This is a genomic window from Vibrio nereis NBRC 15637 (genome assembly GCF_001591105.1).
GTDB classification, from domain to species: domain Bacteria; phylum Pseudomonadota; class Gammaproteobacteria; order Enterobacterales; family Vibrionaceae; genus Vibrio; species Vibrio nereis.
This window is the reverse complement of record NZ_BCUD01000015.1, coordinates 67,575-81,754: the sequence shown is the minus strand read 5'-3', so window position 1 is coordinate 81,754 and position 14,180 is coordinate 67,575. Positions and strand designations below refer to the sequence as shown.

15 protein-coding genes are annotated in these 14,180 nt (G+C 43.3%); 12 read left to right on the top strand and 3 right to left on the bottom strand.

Translation table 11 applies throughout. From position 1 onward, the window contains the following. Nucleotides 1-263, bottom strand: a 263-nt coding sequence (locus VNE01S_RS14830) for a class I tRNA ligase family protein (RefSeq protein ID WP_156472005.1), incomplete at its 3' end; no start/stop codon positions are given. A 203-nt stretch (nt 264-466) separates the two neighbouring features. Here VNE01S_RS14830 and VNE01S_RS14825 point away from each other — a divergent pair. The 4 genes from VNE01S_RS14825 to VNE01S_RS14810 all read left to right on the top strand — a co-directional run bounded on the left by VNE01S_RS14825 (nt 467) and on the right by VNE01S_RS14810 (nt 3,584). Then, on the top strand, nt 467-961 hold the full coding sequence (locus VNE01S_RS14825; RefSeq protein ID WP_053393778.1) for a peptidylprolyl isomerase: 495 nt from the start codon (nt 467-469) through the stop codon (nt 959-961). 65 nt (nt 962-1,026) lie between these two features. Then, nucleotides 1,027-1,758: a UDP-2,3-diacylglucosamine diphosphatase gene (lpxH, locus tag VNE01S_RS14820; RefSeq protein ID WP_053393777.1), complete on the top strand. Its 732-nt coding sequence runs from the start codon at nt 1,027-1,029 to the stop codon at nt 1,756-1,758. A gap of 101 nt (nt 1,759-1,859) precedes the next feature. Beyond that, nucleotides 1,860-3,068 (top strand): EAL and HDOD domain-containing protein, encoded by a 1,209-nt coding sequence (locus VNE01S_RS14815; RefSeq protein WP_053393776.1) that lies wholly within the window; start codon nt 1,860-1,862, stop codon nt 3,066-3,068. A 21-nt stretch (nt 3,069-3,089) separates the two neighbouring features. Continuing rightward, nucleotides 3,090-3,584: a YchJ family protein gene (locus VNE01S_RS14810; RefSeq protein ID WP_053393775.1), complete on the top strand. Its 495-nt coding sequence runs from the start codon at nt 3,090-3,092 to the stop codon at nt 3,582-3,584. Nucleotides 3,585-3,647: 63 nt separating this feature from the next. On the opposite strand, the gene VNE01S_RS14805 is transcribed toward VNE01S_RS14810, so the two are convergent. Next, the gene (locus VNE01S_RS14805) at nt 3,648-3,929 is read right to left on the bottom strand and encodes a YeaC family protein (protein WP_053393774.1); all 282 of its coding nucleotides are present in this window, start codon (nt 3,927-3,929) and stop codon (nt 3,648-3,650) included. Nucleotides 3,930-4,034: 105 nt separating this feature from the next. On the opposite strand from VNE01S_RS14805, the gene VNE01S_RS14800 reads away from it, so the two are divergent. After that, nucleotides 4,035-4,850: a DUF2989 domain-containing protein gene (locus VNE01S_RS14800; RefSeq protein ID WP_053393773.1), complete on the top strand. Its 816-nt coding sequence runs from the start codon at nt 4,035-4,037 to the stop codon at nt 4,848-4,850. Between the two features lie 54 nt (nt 4,851-4,904). On the opposite strand, the gene msrB is transcribed toward VNE01S_RS14800, so the two are convergent. After that, complete coding sequence (msrB, locus tag VNE01S_RS14795; RefSeq protein ID WP_053393772.1) at nt 4,905-5,306, bottom strand: peptide-methionine (R)-S-oxide reductase MsrB; 402 nt, start codon at nt 5,304-5,306, stop codon at nt 4,905-4,907. 336 nt (nt 5,307-5,642) lie between these two features. On the opposite strand from msrB, the gene gap reads away from it, so the two are divergent. From gap to VNE01S_RS14760, 7 genes are all read left to right on the top strand, one after another. Further along, complete coding sequence (gene gap, locus VNE01S_RS14790; protein ID WP_053393771.1) at nt 5,643-6,638, top strand: type I glyceraldehyde-3-phosphate dehydrogenase; 996 nt, start codon at nt 5,643-5,645, stop codon at nt 6,636-6,638. Nucleotides 6,639-6,776: 138 nt separating this feature from the next. Beyond that, nucleotides 6,777-7,661 carry a D-hexose-6-phosphate mutarotase gene (locus VNE01S_RS14785; protein ID WP_053393770.1) on the top strand — a complete coding sequence of 295 codons (885 nt, stop codon included), beginning with the start codon at nt 6,777-6,779 and terminating at the stop codon, nt 7,659-7,661. A gap of 216 nt (nt 7,662-7,877) precedes the next feature. Continuing rightward, the gene (locus VNE01S_RS14780; protein WP_053393769.1) at nt 7,878-9,914 is read left to right on the top strand and encodes a methyl-accepting chemotaxis protein; all 2,037 of its coding nucleotides are present in this window, start codon (nt 7,878-7,880) and stop codon (nt 9,912-9,914) included. 115 nt (nt 9,915-10,029) lie between these two features. After that, a complete protein-coding gene (gene rlmA / locus VNE01S_RS14775; RefSeq protein ID WP_053393768.1) occupies nt 10,030-10,848 on the top strand; it encodes a 23S rRNA (guanine(745)-N(1))-methyltransferase in 819 nt (272 codons plus the stop codon). A 72-nt stretch (nt 10,849-10,920) separates the two neighbouring features. Next, the gene (locus VNE01S_RS14770) at nt 10,921-11,850 is read left to right on the top strand and encodes a ChaN family lipoprotein (RefSeq protein WP_053393767.1); all 930 of its coding nucleotides are present in this window, start codon (nt 10,921-10,923) and stop codon (nt 11,848-11,850) included. Between the two features lie 146 nt (nt 11,851-11,996). Continuing rightward, complete coding sequence (locus tag VNE01S_RS14765) at nt 11,997-12,353, top strand: hypothetical protein (protein WP_053393766.1); 357 nt, start codon at nt 11,997-11,999, stop codon at nt 12,351-12,353. Nucleotides 12,354-12,587: 234 nt separating this feature from the next. Then, nucleotides 12,588-14,165 carry an alkaline phosphatase gene (locus tag VNE01S_RS14760; RefSeq protein WP_053393765.1) on the top strand — a complete coding sequence of 526 codons (1,578 nt, stop codon included), beginning with the start codon at nt 12,588-12,590 and terminating at the stop codon, nt 14,163-14,165. The last annotated feature ends 15 nt before the right edge of the window (nt 14,166-14,180 follow it).

Below are 14,180 nucleotides of genomic sequence, written 5' to 3'. Positions count from 1 at the left end.
AACGAATCACAGCTCTCGCCATTTTCATTGGCTCGCTTGATGATCTTGTCATCAATATCTGTAATGTTGCGAACAAATGTTAGATCGTAACCAAGGTAACGAAGGTAGCGAGCCACGACATCAAACGATACAAACGTACGGCCGTGACCGATGTGACAGAGATCATAGATGGTTACCCCACAGACATACATGCCTACTTTACCGGCATTGATTGGTTTGAATTCCTCTTTCTGTCTTGTGAGTGTGTTATATATCTTCAACATGATCTCTATCTGATTATTGGGTTGAACAAAAATAGTGGCTCAGTATATCAACTGCTGACCTGTTAAGTCATCCTTTCTCGACGTAAAAAGACGTCAATAAGGCCTATACTCATGACTCAAGCTTAACTTTTCACGTGTAAAAGTCAGAAAAGTTACGATAGAATCGCAGGTTCAAATCAAAAACATACGTAAAGGACATAGTCATGATCACCCTTCACACTAATTTTGGTGACATCAAAATTCAGCTAAACGAAGAGAAAGCACCAGAAACAAGCGCAAACTTTCTACAGTACTGCCGTGACGGTTTTTACGACAACACACTTTTCCACCGTGTTATCGATGGTTTCATGATTCAAGGTGGTGGCATGGAGTCTGGCCTACGTGAAAAGCCAACTCGCGCACCAATTAAGAACGAAGCAAACAACGGCCTAAGCAATAAAGTAGGCACGCTAGCTATGGCTCGTACAATGGAACCACATTCAGCAAGCTCTCAGTTCTTTATCAACGTAAACAACAACACTTTCCTAGACTTCCGTAGCGAAAGCCTAGACGGTTGGGGTTACTGTGTATTCGCTGAAGTGGTTGAAGGCATGGACGTGGTTAACAAAATTAAAGGTGTAAGCACAGGTTCTTACGGTATGCATCAAGACGTACCACTTGAAGATGTTGTGATCACTGGTACTACTATCGAAGAATAATGGTAGTTGGGAAGAGTGTCATTCACTCTTCCCCTCTTATCCTTTCCCTCAGGTAACACATTTTTATGCCAACGCTATTTATTGCCGATCTTCACCTTTCTCCTTCCACTCCAGACATCAATCACTGCTTCAGCCACTTTATGCATTCAGAAGCTATTCACGCGGATGCGCTCTACGTTTTGGGTGATTTATTCGACTTCTGGATTGGAGACGACGACAAGTCAGAATTTGCTAATTTTGTTCGCAGGGAATTTAAGCAGCTCACAGACTCAGGTGTGCCTTGTTTTTTTACCCAAGGCAATCGAGATTTCCTGGTGGGTAAACGCTTTGCAAAAGAGACAGGCGTCACTCTTCTTGGCGATGAAACGGTTATCGATCTTTACGGCACAAAAGCGGTCGTTCTGCATGGAGACACTCTTTGTACTCGTGATGTTGGCTACCTAAAATTCAGAGAAAAGGTCCACCAGCCTTGGCTACAATGGGTATTCAATCGGATCCCGATGTTTATCAAAAAGAAAATTGTCGCCAAAGTACAATCCGGTATTCGAGATGAAAAACAAACCAAGTCACTCGATATCATGGATGTCACTCAGAGCGAAGTAGAGCGTGTGATGTCAGTTCAAAATGTGAACTTGATGATTCATGGTCATACACATCGCCCCAAAGTTCACACATTTGAGTCTAATAACAAGACTAACACTAGAATTGTATTAGGGGATTGGTACACTCAGGGCTCAGTACTGGTATACGATAAAAATAGTTTTGACCTCCAGAACCGGCCTTTTGTAGAAAAATAGTACACTCTAGCGATTTCAGGCGATATCCAATAGTCTTGCTTTTTTCTTGCATCCTAATGCATTGGCTCGCGGTCAGACTGCCTACGAGAAAGGTATACATCTTGAAATATTCGTACATAGCAAGACAACCTATACTGGACATCAACAAAAAAACGGTTGGGTACGAGCTACTTTTTAGAGATGGTCCAAGCAACACATTTCCTGCGATTGACCCTGAGCAAGCCACCAGCCGTTTGCTCTCGGACCATTTTTTATCAACCCACTATGCAACCTTAGGCAATAAATTAGGGTTTGTTAACTTTCCCTATCAGAGCCTAATCAATAAGGTACCGACTTTATTTCCAGCCGAAAGCCTAGTGGTTGAGGTGCTGGAAGATTGCTCGCCGACGACCGAATTGCTCAATGCAATTAAAGAAATGGCTGCGCTTGGCTATAAATTTGCCTTGGACGACTTCGTCCCTTCCAAAGAATGGAAAGCATTCTTACCCTACGTGAGCATCATTAAATTTGATATTCGCCAGATCTCTTTGCAAAAAGCTCAGGTTTTCATCAACCGCTTTGATCGCACAAGCATTCAGTTCCTCGCGGAAAAAGTCGAAACCTATAAAGAGTTCGAGCAGGCTAAAAAGGCGGGTTTTGAGCTGTTCCAAGGCTACTTTTTCAGCAAGCCAGAAATGATCCAGCGTAAATCACTAGAGCCTTCCTTTGTGACTGTGGTCCAGTTACTGACTGAAATTTCTCATCAAGATATTGATTACGAAAAAGTCGAAGCACTGATCTGTAAAGACGTGACGCTATCTTACAAGCTACTCACCTATGTGAACTCTTCCTCGTTAGTGAGCTGCAAAATTCAGTCATTTAAACAGGCGCTGGTTTACCTAGGTGAAGATAAGCTTCGCAAGTTTATCTCTTTGGTTTCCCTAGCCTCTAACCATGACAAAAAGCCCGACTGCCTTTATGGCCTTTCAATACAAAGAGCCCGATATTCCGAATTATTAATACGCCAACTCAACCTACACATTGAGCCCGGGCAAGCTTTTTTAATGGGGATGTTTTCGCTCCTTGATAGCCTACTTGATAGGCCAATAGAACAGATCATCGAAGAAATCCCTGTTGATGAAAACATTAAACAGGCTTTGAGTGATGGGACAGGTGAACTCGGGCAAATAATGGCTTTAATCAGAGCCTACGAGCTCGCAGAGTGGGATAAAGTCACCCGATATTGTGAAGAGTTTCATTTGGATCAAGATGCGATAAGCAAATGCTACGATGATTCGGTAAAATGGACATCTGATTTACTCTCTATCTAATTTTCCGTATTTGGAGTACCTATGTCGTTATGTCCTTGTGGCAGTTCAAAACCTTATAGCAACTGCTGTGAGCCTATACACAACGATCCAACCCAAGCACACACACCCGAGGAGCTAATGCGCTCTCGTTATTGTGCTCATGAGAAAAAGTTGGTCGATTTTGTTATAAACACCTACCACCCTAGCTGTCATGCAGAAGAGCAGCGCGCTGAAATAGCAGAATCTATTGAAAGCAACTGGTGTGGTCTAGAAGTCGTCTCTAGCGAAGATAGTACTAATGAAAATGAAGGCTTTGTCACCTTTAAAGCCTATTTCGAGTCGAATGGCCAGCAATACTGTTTGGAAGAACGCTCTCGATTTATCAAAGAAAGTGACCAATGGTTCTATATAGACGGAACCTTCCCCAACGAGGAAGAAGACGAACGTTTGTCACAACCGATCAGCAACTTAAAAGTTGGCCGCAACGACCCATGCATTTGTGGCAGTGGTAAGAAATTTAAAAAGTGCTGCGGATAACACCGAAGTAATCCAATTGAAAAGGCAGAGTTAACTCTGCCTTTTTTGATCTAATATAGAAGGTTATTGATTTGGATTTACTCTAACAATATCTTCTTGATTCGTTTGAAATTGCTTTTTGAGTTCAGCTTTAGACTTAAAGCTAATTTCACCGCCCTGAGCCACTGTCATATGCTGTGCTTCTTGATTATGTTTAGACTGGTACAGCATTACAGCTTGCATACAAGAATCTCTTTGCTCTTGAGTTAATGGGGTACCTTCAGGCCACTTTCCTGTCTCAACAGCAAAAAGTAGACGCTCATATGCTTCAGGTGTGATGGCATCAATTAACTGCTTTGCGTCCATGGTGTATCCTTTGATTTAATTAGATAGCAAAGAACATAACCAGCCACACCGTTGAGTCAAGAAACGATCAATAAATAAGTCTAACGGATCACAAGCGACACCAATATGAATAAAACAAACGTTGTTACCCTCAGCATTTTATGCCTGTCACTCGTAGGCTGCTTCGAAAATAGGAAAAACACCGAGCAATTGTGTGAAGATAACCCTGCCCTACAGTGTCAGCGACTCAACGTTGATGATGGTCAGTGCCGTGTCCCTCGCACAGACTTAATTTGGCATCGATTTGAAAGAATTAAAAACCCCACACCGTCGAATCAAATCGAGGAATATGACCTTCTAGGTAAATACAAAAAGTGTCTAGAGTTAGCTTCTCAGATCCAAGCAATTGATCAAACCGAATTAAAAGAACGTCGCTTTCACGCGCTGGTCAATGCAGGGGAAGATATGGAAAAAGTGGTCGCAGAACTAAAACGTTCTCAAACTCCTGAAGCTCTGTACTTTCTGTGGAGCCGTACTGGTAGCGACAGCGCAAGGCGTCAGTTTCTTCAATTAGAAGGAAGCCCCGAGCTTGATACCGCCGAAATGCAATACGCGCTTGCTACCTTTTACACCAGTCGCAACAACCAAAAAACACATGACTTGCTGATCCGCTCCTTGGAGCTCACCAATCGAGACAATATTAATACTGAAGTATTTAAAACACTTGCCAGTACAACCTATCAAATGAAACGCAAGGAGCACGCTTATATTTGGGCGATCGTTGCCAATCAATTTGGTGTACCTATAGCTTCAGAATCTGAACTTCACCTTCTTTATGGCTTTGAGAAAAGCAAATATAAACAATTGGCGCTTGAGGCAGAGAAACTGAAAGACGCGATTGAGTCTGGAAAGTTTAGAAGAGATCAGCTTTCCGATTACTGATAGTTCAATTGAAAGGATAAAACAAAGAGCGGCGAGATATTCGCCGCTTTTTTATCAATTGTTGAAAATTAACGACACCGAATTTACACAAAAACGTTCACCTGTCGTCTTCGGTCCGTCTGGAAAAACGTGACCTAGATGGCTATCACATACTGCACATCGTATCTCAGTACGCACCATACCGTGACTTAGATCCTCTAAATAGCGAATAGCCTTATTATCTATCGGGGCATCAAAGCTTGGCCAGCCACACCCCGAATCATACTTGTTAGAAGAAGAGAAAAGCGGGGTATTACAGCATGTACATGAGTAAATACCTGTTTCTTTATTATGCAGTAACTTACCACTAAATGGAGCTTCTGTTCCTTGCTTTCTACACACTCTAAACTCTTCATCGGAAAGCTTCTCACGCCAGTACTCATCGGGCTTCTCGAGTTTTTCTCTTTCTTGATTCACAGTCGATATACTCCATTTTACATATACAAAAGTTGACTTTTTTTGCGAAAAACTTGCGAACAATTACGTTTGTGGCACATACTTTGACACCATAATGAAGCGATTATTCTGTAAGCTAAGTTTTAGGCATTTAAGCTAATTTTACGTCAACTGGTTAGAGAAATAATTAGTAATTCGTTCAAAATACAACCATTTATGGCTAATTGTGAAAAAAAGCGACGCTTTTTTTTGACTTTAAACAAGTTAAGTCGGATTATCGGTTGCAGATTTTGACTGGATTATGTAATTTTACTACCAGTTATCTTTAATCAGAAATTAAGTTGTGGAGCAACTATAATGACTATCAAAGTAGGTATTAACGGTTTTGGCCGTATCGGTCGTTTCGTATTCCGTGCAGCGCAAGAGCGCAACGACATCGAAGTAGTAGGTATTAACGATCTTATCGATGTAGAATACATGGCATACATGCTTAAGTATGACTCAACTCACGGCCGTTTCAACGGTACTGTTGAAGTTGAAGGCGGTAACCTAATCGTTAACGGTAAAACTGTACGTGTTACTGCAGAGCGCAACCCAGCGGACCTTAAATGGAACGAAATCGATGTTGACGTTGTAGCTGAAGCAACTGGTCTTTTCCTAACTGACGAGACTGCACGTAAACACATCGAAGCTGGCGCGAAGAAAGTTGTTCTAACTGGTCCTTCAAAAGACGCTACTCCAATGATCGTTATGGGTGTTAACCAAGACACTTACGCTGGTCAAGACATCGTTTCTAACGCTTCTTGTACTACTAACTGTCTAGCGCCTATCGCTAAAGTTCTTAACGACAAGTTCGGTATCGAATCTGGTCTTATGACTACAGTTCACGCTACTACAGCAACTCAAAAAACTGTAGACGGTCCTTCTGCTAAAGACTGGCGCGGTGGTCGTGGTGCTTCTCAGAACATCATCCCATCTTCAACTGGTGCTGCTAAAGCTGTAGGCGTTGTTCTTCCAGAACTAAACGGCAAACTAACTGGTATGGCTTTCCGCGTACCAACAGCTAACGTTTCTGTAGTTGACCTAACAGTTAACCTAAAAGAAGGCGCATCTTACGACGCTATCTGTGCAGCGATGAAAGAAGCTTCTGAAGGCGAGCTAAAAGGTGTTCTAGGTTACACTGAAGATGCAGTAGTATCTCAAGACTTCATCGGTGAAGTTCAAACTTCTGTATTCGATGCTAAAGCTGGTATCGCTCTAACTGATAACTTCGTTAAAGTTGTATCTTGGTACGACAACGAAATCGGTTACTCAAACAAAGTTCTAGACCTAATCGCTCACATCTCTAAGTAATGTAAGCTTTTAGCGAAAGGTGTCTTTGTAATAGAAGACATTGAATGAAAAGGCGGCTCTCGAGTCGCCTTTTTAGTATCTGGAATCCAGTGCTACGCAAGGTACACGCGTAGCTACTTTTCATCAGGAACGTTACATATGGATTTACAATCTCTTCCAGTACTTACTGCTCTATCCGATTGCGTGACAATCGTAGAAAAAGACTCTGTAAAAATTATTCGAGTAGATCATGAAAAAGCATCTGCTGGAATTGCACTACATGGTGGTCACGTCGTGTCATTCAAACCCAAAGATCAGGACGATCTTATTTGGATGAGTAATAAAGCTATCTTTGATGGAAAAACCGCTCTGCGAGGTGGTATCCCGGTTTGTTGGCCGTGGTTTGGCCGCATCGCCGCTCCCGCACATGGCTTTGCCAGAAATTCGGAATGGGAGCTGATCGAACACCGTGAAAACGACCATGGTGTCATTGTCGAATTAGGGTTAATGGCAACGGAAGAAAGCCACCAACTATGGCCTCACTTATTTAGTGCTCGATTAACAGTAGAAATTACAGAGCAACTGAAAGTGACATTAAAAGTTGAAAATATTGATGAAGCAGCATGGACCTTCTCCGGAGCACTGCATACTTACCTCAACCTTGGCGACATTGAACAAGTAAAAACAACAGGTATGGGGCCAGAATATATAGACAGCCTCCAAAATGATGAAGTCATCATCGGTGGTAATGAGTTGATCCTCACAGACACCATCGACCGTGTTTATACTCAGCCTGAATCAGCGATATTTGTTTCAGATCCTTTATTACATCGTACTTTAAATGTAGAAAACCTTGGCCATAACAGCGCAGTACTGTGGAATCCTTGGTATGAAGGTGCGAAAGGAATGAGAGACATGGAGGACAATGGATACAAAACTTTCCTTTGTGTTGAATCAGCCCTTCACGCTCCAACTCTGGAACAAGGTAAAACACTCCAGCCTGGTGAAAGTCACGAACTCGTCACTATAATCTCTGCTCAGTAAGCGTGCTCTCGTCGTAGATTTACTCTGCGGCGAGCTTTTCCCTCTTCCCAAACTCCAAAACAATACAAGAATCGCATATACCGACCCCACTAATTACAAAATAGTTAATAAAAATCAAACTGGGCAATCGCCTCTCTCGCTATGATCCTGCTCCCAAAACTCTTACACAAAACCATATCCAAGTATGTAGGAGTCAAAAAGACAGGAAAGCTGCAAATGTTCGACAAATTCAAAAACCAAAGCGTTGGTTTTCAATTAAAACTAGTCATATTACTTTGCTTGTTGGTTTCTTTTGTAGGTACTGCGACTCTGGTTTATCGTAACGCCTCTCAAGTACTACTAGAAAGCACCTTAAAAGATCATCAATCCAACATTGAAGCCATGGCTCTGACTATTGCTGGTGAATTCAATGCTTATTTAGATACGGCCAAAGTCTTAGAATCAACATTCAGAAATGGCTACTTAGACGGTGTTCAGGTAGAAGCCTATCACGTTGATTTTCTTGGGAAGCGTATTAACGACATCACCAAGCAAGGCAAAAGCCTTATCAACGATACCACCCTAGTTGATAATTTCACGCGTGATACAGGCGCGGTTGCGACAATATTTGCGCAGGTTGGAGATCGCTTCATTCGTGTATCCACGTCACTAAAAGATTTAAATGGAAAACGAGTGGTAGGCACAAGCTTGGGCAAAAACCACCCAGGTTACAGCCGTTTAATGAGCGGACAGCCGTACTACTCTCAAGTGACACTATTTAATAATCAATACATTACCTATTATGCTCCGATCAAAGGCACTTCTGGCCGCATAGAAGGGATCTCTTTCATTGGGCTTCCGGTCGATCAAGCCGCACACGATCTATTCGATTCTCTTTCTGAGATCACATGGGGTGACACGGGTTACACCATCGTGGTTGACAACAATAAAGATAATTTAGGTAAGTATTTACTCCACCCAACAATGACTGATTCAGACCCTTCGATTATTGATGTGTCTGATTACAACGGCAATAAACCGTTTTATCGCATCTTTGAGCAAAAAAGTGGCTTAATACGCTACCCATATCAGTATCAATCTACAGTCGGTGAGAAATACCTGGTTTTCACAGAAGTACCTGGCTGGAACTGGAAACTTCTTGGGGGCACCTTTATTAAGGAAGTGACAAAAGGCAGTAATGACCTACTGAAACTTATCGTCATTATCGCGTCTGTTGCTGCGCTAGTTACCTTTTTAATCTTAACCATTTTCTTAAACCGCAGCTTGCAACCACTGACCGTCCTTAACTCTTATATGTCTCGTTTAGCGAAAGGTGAAGTAAGTCTACAAATTTCATCCTCTCAGCAGAAATCCAAAAACGAAATTGTAAACCTTAACAATGGCGTTGCGAGCATGGCACATCAACTACATTCATTGGTTAATGAGATTAGAATGACCAGCGATGCGGTTCAAAATGCTTCGGAAAATGTGTCTGCTAATGCAAGCCAGAATCTCCAGCAAGCAGACCTTCAACACACACAGGTAGAGCAAGCAGCTACAGCCATCGAAGAAATGGCGGCCTCTGCTCAGTCTATTGCTCAGCAAGTAGAAGCCATCGCGGAAAATGTTCGACTTACTAATAGCGGTACTCAATCAGGTCTAAATATGGTTGAAGGTGTCTGTGTTGACGTTGCAGAGCTTAATAGCCAACTAGAACGCTCTGCGCAGGCCATTGAGCAAGTCGATGCTGAAAGTGCCTCTATCCAAACCGTCACCAAGATGATTGATGAAATCGCAGAACAAACCAACCTTTTAGCGCTGAATGCCGCCATTGAAGCTGCACGTGCAGGTGAACACGGTAGAGGTTTTGCTGTTGTCGCAGATGAGGTTCGCACCCTGGCTCATAGAACGCAGTCCTCCGTTCAAGATGTTGTTTCAATTATCGAGAGTCTCAATGGCTCGACAAAAAACGCAGTGCAATTAATGGTTCAAAGCCAAACAAATGCAAGCGATGTGTTAGCAAAAGCTCAAGACGCAGGAGCTGCGCTAGAAAACATCGCAACGCAAGTGAATGCCATTGCCGCTCAGTCAGATACCATTGCTGCCACGTCGGAAGAACAAGCAAATGTGTCCCAAGAAATTTCCGTAAACGCAAACACCATAAGCGAACTGAACAAAGATAGCCGATCCACCAGTGCGAATACTGCACAAAGCTCAGCAGAGCTACAAACGCATGCGAGCGAATTGAAACAAAAAGTGGGCTTCTTCCACTAACTAAGTCATTATTGGGCAGGCACTCCCTGCCCTTTTAACGCCCATCTCAGCTAACCGCTAGTATGCGAATATTATTCCTGTTAAAATTTCGCCCCCATTTTCACTCTAAGCTGCTATGTCTTATACTTGTCCTCTTTGTCACCAAACTCTTTCTTTCTCTGAACGCACCTACCGTTGTGAAAACAACCACGCTTTTGATCTCGCAAAAGAAGGTTACGTAAATCTCATGCCGGTCAATCATAAACGTTCAAAAGATCCAGGCGACAACAAAGAGATGATGCAAGCAAGACGTCGCTTTTTAGAAAAAGACTACTACCAGCCGATGAAACACAAAGTGGCTGAATTATGTGCGCAGTATCTACAAGACACCAATCACCAACTATTGGATATTGGCTGTGGCGAAGGCTATTACACAACAGAAGTTGCGAAGCATCTGCAGCAGCAATCATCAAGCGCACAAACCTTTGGCCTAGACATCTCTAAAGTTGCCATTCGTTATGCAGCCAAACGTTACCCAAACTGCCAATTCAGTGTTGCATCGAGTCACCGCCTGCCATTTGCTGACCAGAGTCTGGATGGCATTTTACGTATTTATGCCCCTTGTAAAGCAGAAGAGTTAGCACGTACCGTGCAAGAGAACGGTGTAGTAATCACTGTTACGCCAGCGGGACGCCACTTATATGAATTACGTGAGCACATCTATCAAGATGTTCGTCTTCACAGTGAGGAGCCTGAACAGATCGAAGGGTTCACGCTCGAACACCAAGAAAAACTCTCCTACACTATGGAGCTAGTCAACGGCGACGCCTTAGATTTATTGCAAATGACGCCGTTCGCCTGGAAAGCCTCCGACGATCTGCGCGAGCAACTAAACTCTTCTAAGCTGTTTAAATGTGAGGCAGATTTCATGTTGAGAATTTACCGCAAAGTTTAGTAGCGACTCTCATCATCATTAAGCTATAAAAGCCTCCAGTGTCTTAGTCAATCAGCATATGGAGGCTTAAAAATGCGAACTATCATCAAAGCATCGCTGCTATCACTTTTCGTTATGGGCTGTTCAACGACCTCCGTTCAACCCATCTCCAGTTTCTATGACTATCAGCTCTACTCACCTCAATCAGAACCGATTCAGCTAAGCCGTTTACCCGCGAATATCGCTTCCGCCGACGTGATTTTAGTCGGAGAGTGGCACACTCACGCAGGTGTCCATCGTTTTCAAGCGGATTTACTCAAATCGCTTCTCAAACAAGACCCGACGGTAGCCCTCGCTATGGAGCAGTTCAGCCGAGATAAACAGGCCGTGATGAATGAGTATTTGGCAGGGAAGATTGGTGAACAAATGCTGATTAAAAACGGCAATGCCTGGCCCAACTATGAAAGTGATTACCGCCCAATCGTCGAACTTGCCAAAAGCAATAACCTAGACATCATTGCTGCAAATGCACCAAAATCGATTGTGAAGTGCATAGGCCAGCAAGGGATCGGATATCTCAAGAAGTTAACCCATAAAGAACGTACCTTTGTTGCAGAAAAAATCGATACTTCCTTCTCTGCTTACAAAGAAAAATTTATGGCATCGATGCACCATGGAGCGCCAGCTCAAACGGAAAATCAATACGCAGCACAGATAACATGGGATGAAACCATGGCAGAAAGTATCGTACGTTACTTGCAAGACAATCCTGAGAGCAAAGTGCTCCATATCGCTGGAAAATTCCACACTGAGCAAGGATTAGGAATAAAAGCCTCGATATTAAAACGCAAACCCGACCTGAATGTGGTCGTCATTACCCCCACTGCAAGCTTGGACAACAACGCTGGTAATGACTTTCTCCTGAATGTACTACCGCCACCTGCACGCTATGTTCAAATGGAGAATAGGAAGCAAGCGTTTCAGCACCTAAGTAACCGAAGTGAAAGTGTAATCTGCCGCTAGATAAAAATCATGTGGTCATTGCACGTTTACCCTTTAAACAGGCACGATTTGTGCTTGTTTGGTTTTTAGGCAAATTACGCATTTTTCACACAAGTTTTGCAAACATTGGTCGATAAGTAACTTAAGGATAGTGTAAGGAGTTCAGTATGACACCAGTAGGAATGGAGCCAGTAAAGCTGACATCTACCCAGAAGACGCAATCTTCTGCCACAAAAGCGGAAGCTCAACCTGCATCTTCACCACTAAAAGTAGAGCAAAATAAAGTCACCCTATCTTCAGAAGGGAAAGCTTTGTTGGCTGCCCTTCAGGAAATTGAAAAAGACGCGAAAGTGGCTGAAAAAGGTGAAAAGAGTGTTGGGGACAAAGTCGAATCTTTTGCTCACGGTGCATTAGGCATGGATCACCCAGACAAAATAGAGAAAGAAGAAGATGGCTCATACTCCGCTGGGCAATACTTGTCCGCAGCGGCAACTGTCGGCGGCATTTTGCTTGCTTTAGTCTAGAGTTACATCCTTTTATTTTACATTGTCGCCTAACCTGCTTATTCACCCGCGGTCCCAAACAGAACTGAATGGGAGAGCTGCTTGTTATCCCAAATCGTGACAAATGCAGCCCCATATTGCGCTTACCTTTCAGTCAGAGCACTCCTTCACTGCAATACAAATGACACATAAGCGACATAAATCTTAAACTTTTCAATGATTAAATCCCTCCGCTTGTAAAATAAGGATTAATCAATGAAGCATATTTCAAAAACTGTAGTCGCTGCATTGGCCACTTCAACACTTTCATTCAACACCGTCGCGGCTGAGATCAAAAACGTTATTTTAATGATTGGCGATGGTATGGGCCCACAACAAGTTGGGCTGTTAGAAACTTACGCGAATCAGGCTCCAAACTCTATCTACAAAGGTAAACATACCGCACTGAATACATTAGCTCAGGAAGGGGTTATTGGTTCGTCTCTTACTCACCCTGAAGACGCGATTGTGGTTGATTCGGCCTGTTCGGCAACCATGCTAGCAACGGGCGTTTATACGGCGTCTGAGGTGATTGGTATCGACTCGCAGGGTAATCACGTTGAAACGGTTCTGGAACAAGCTCAACGCCTTGGTAAAGCCACTGGCTTGGTGTCTGACACGCGTTTAACCCACGCAACACCAGCGGCCTTCGCTGCCCATCAACCGCACCGCTCGTTAGAGAACGACATTGCCTCTGATATGTTGGCAACAGGTGTCGATGTGATGCTATCAGGTGGTTTACGCCATTGGATTCCGAAATCGACCAATAACAAAGGTGAGACATACCAACAGCTAGAGAAACTCACTCAAGGCGATGTGTACCTTAAATCTAAGCGTAAAGACGACCGTAACTTACTAACAGAAGCTCAAAAAAGTGGTTATCAACTCGCCTTCAATAGATCCATGCTCGATGAAGCAAACGGCAACAAAGTTCTGGGCTTATTCTCATATTCTGGGATGAATGACGGGATTGCGTATACCGAAAGTAAGAAAGATCCCAACCGCAGCCAGCCCTCACTGGCCGAAATGACAGACAAAGCCATTAAGACACTCTCTAAAGATGAAGATGGGTTCTTCTTAATGGTTGAAGGCGGACAAATCGACTGGGCTGGCCACAGTAATGACGCCGGTACTATGCTGCACGAAATGATCAAGTTTGACGAGGCGGTGAACGCTGTCTACGAATGGGCAAAAGATCGCGACGACACATTGGTGATCGTGACTGCTGACCATGAAACGGGATCATTTGGCTTTAGCTACTCGTCAAACAACTTACCAAAGCCACAGAAGCGTGAGGGTAAAGCGTTTGAACAACGCGATTATGCGCCAAACTTCAACTTTGGCTCATTTGATATTTTGGCTGGCTTGTATAACCAAAAAGTCAGCTACTACGGCATGCTGAAGCAGTTTGACCAGCTAGACGGTTCAGAAAAAACAGCGGCGAAATTGGCAGAAATCATTAACAAAAACAGTGAGTTCCCAATCACCGCAGAACAAGCAGCCAACATTCTAAAAAGTAAGCCAAACCCATATCGCTTGGCTGGGCACAGCTACCTAGCGGAAGAAAATGTTCCTGCGATAAACGATTTTGATGCTTTCTATCCATACAACGACCGCACAAATTTGATCGCACGTGAGCAAGCTACGGGGCAAAACATTGTTTGGGGAACAGGTACTCACACTCATACACCTGTAAACGTGTTTGCATGGGGACCTGCGGAAAAAATTCTGCCCGTATCGAAAATCATGCACCACTCTGAACTGGGTGAGTTCATAAAAGAACAGGTGAAATAAAACTTTATTCAAGCG

What these genes read in the sequence shown, in the direction of transcription:
- VNE01S_RS14770 (WP_053393767.1), top strand. Translation starts at nt 10,921, where the DNA reads ATGCGAACTATCATCAAAGCATCGCTGCTATCACTTTTCGTTATGGGC.
- VNE01S_RS14805 (WP_053393774.1), bottom strand. Translation starts at nt 3,929, where the DNA reads ATGGACGCAAAGCAGTTAATTGATGCCATCACACCTGAAGCATATGAG.
- lpxH (WP_053393777.1), top strand. Translation starts at nt 1,027, where the DNA reads ATGCCAACGCTATTTATTGCCGATCTTCACCTTTCTCCTTCCACTCCA.
- gap (WP_053393771.1), top strand. Translation starts at nt 5,643, where the DNA reads ATGACTATCAAAGTAGGTATTAACGGTTTTGGCCGTATCGGTCGTTTC.
- VNE01S_RS14825 (WP_053393778.1), top strand. Translation starts at nt 467, where the DNA reads ATGATCACCCTTCACACTAATTTTGGTGACATCAAAATTCAGCTAAAC.
- VNE01S_RS14765 (WP_053393766.1), top strand. Translation starts at nt 11,997, where the DNA reads ATGACACCAGTAGGAATGGAGCCAGTAAAGCTGACATCTACCCAGAAG.
- VNE01S_RS14780 (WP_053393769.1), top strand. Translation starts at nt 7,878, where the DNA reads ATGTTCGACAAATTCAAAAACCAAAGCGTTGGTTTTCAATTAAAACTA.
- VNE01S_RS14760 (WP_053393765.1), top strand. Translation starts at nt 12,588, where the DNA reads ATGAAGCATATTTCAAAAACTGTAGTCGCTGCATTGGCCACTTCAACA.
- VNE01S_RS14785 (WP_053393770.1), top strand. Translation starts at nt 6,777, where the DNA reads ATGGATTTACAATCTCTTCCAGTACTTACTGCTCTATCCGATTGCGTG.
- rlmA (WP_053393768.1), top strand. Translation starts at nt 10,030, where the DNA reads ATGTCTTATACTTGTCCTCTTTGTCACCAAACTCTTTCTTTCTCTGAA.
- VNE01S_RS14810 (WP_053393775.1), top strand. Translation starts at nt 3,090, where the DNA reads ATGTCGTTATGTCCTTGTGGCAGTTCAAAACCTTATAGCAACTGCTGT.
- VNE01S_RS14800 (WP_053393773.1), top strand. Translation starts at nt 4,035, where the DNA reads ATGAATAAAACAAACGTTGTTACCCTCAGCATTTTATGCCTGTCACTC.